Annotated in this window: 1 protein-coding gene and 1 pseudogene; one reads left to right on the forward strand and one right to left on the reverse strand. The window is 70.1% G+C overall.

Going from position 1 to position 1,206, the window contains the following annotated elements:
• Window positions 1-135 precede the first annotated feature (135 nt).
• Window positions 136-775, forward strand: a pseudogene (locus G3436_RS23645) (TolC family protein); the annotation flags it as partial.
• 27 nt (window positions 776-802) lie between these two features.
• Here the strand turns inward: G3436_RS23645 and G3436_RS23650 are convergent.
• Window positions 803-1,206, reverse strand: a 404-nt coding sequence (locus G3436_RS23650; RefSeq protein ID WP_163950150.1) for an SDR family NAD(P)-dependent oxidoreductase, incomplete at its 5' end; no start/stop codon positions are given.

The following is a 1,206-nucleotide window of genomic DNA, read 5'->3' on the forward strand; positions in this document are numbered from 1 at the left end:
TTCCAGGAAACCCGTTGACCGACGTGCAGCCTGGCCAGGCGTGCAGATCAGCGTCGACACCTTTGCCGGTGGGAACCGGACCTGTGGGGCCGTGTGCGCCGCGAGGTCGAGGCGGCCGATGCCGGCGTGGCAGTCGCCGAGCAGCCACGCAGCCTGCAGCAGCGCTTGCTGGCACCGCGCGAGGTGCCGCACAGCGCGCAGCGTTTCGCCATGGGCGTGCCCTCCGAACTGGCGCAGCGACGCCCCGATATCCGTCGCGCCGAAGCGCGTCTGCACGCCGCCACGGCCAGCATCGGCGTGGCCAAGGCGGCGTTCTACCCGAGCATTCGCTTGTCCGGCAGCGCCGGCCTGCAATCGATGCAGCTCGCCGACCTGGGCAGTTGGGGCGCACGCGGCTTTGCCATCGGGCCGCAGGTGAGCCTGCCGATTTTCGAAGGGGGGGCGCCTGCGTGGCGTGCTCAAGCTGCGCGAGGTACAGCAGCAGGAGGCGGCGCTGGCTTATCAGCAGGTGGTGCTGGGGGCCTGGCATGAAGTGGACGATGTGCTGGGGGCGTACAACGCCAGCCAGCTGCGCCGCGACCGCCTGCACGAGGCCGTGCGCCAGAGCCGCATCGCGCTGGACACCGCACGCCAGCAGTACGTCGAGGGCGCGGTGGACTTCCTCAACGTACTGACCGTGCAGGGCATCCTGTTGAGCAATCAGGCGCAGTGGGTCGACAGTTCGGCGGCAGTGTCGCAGGCCTTGGTCGGGCTGTACACGGCACTTGGCGGGGGGGGCAGGCGTTTGCCGACACCCCTGCGGTCACAGGGCGCGGTTGAGCCCGAAGCGCTTTTTCAGTACCGCCTGCAACAGCCAGCCCGGCAGCAGCGCCGCCAGCAACGGCAGCGCCCGGCTGCCATTGCCCAGGCGCAGCAGGTCGGGCGGGGTGGGCTGCTGTACGCCCTTGAGCACGCCCTGGGCGAACTCGCTGGCCGGTGTCGGCTTGTCTTGCGAAGCGCGGGCGCGGGCACGAATGCTCTCGCGCAGCGGCCACCAGGGCGAATCCTCGGCCAGTAGTTGCTCGGCCTCACGCCCGGCATTGGCGGCAAAGCTGGAGGCGATGGCGCCAGGCTGCACCTCCATCACGCGTACGCCAAAGGGTGCCAGTTCCAGGCGCAGGGCGTCACTGAGCGCATGCACGGCCGCTTTCGAGGCGCAGTAGGCGC

It is taken from the genome of Pseudomonas brassicae, assembly GCF_010671725.1.
GTDB classification, from domain to species: Bacteria; Pseudomonadota; Gammaproteobacteria; order Pseudomonadales; family Pseudomonadaceae; genus Aquipseudomonas; species Aquipseudomonas brassicae.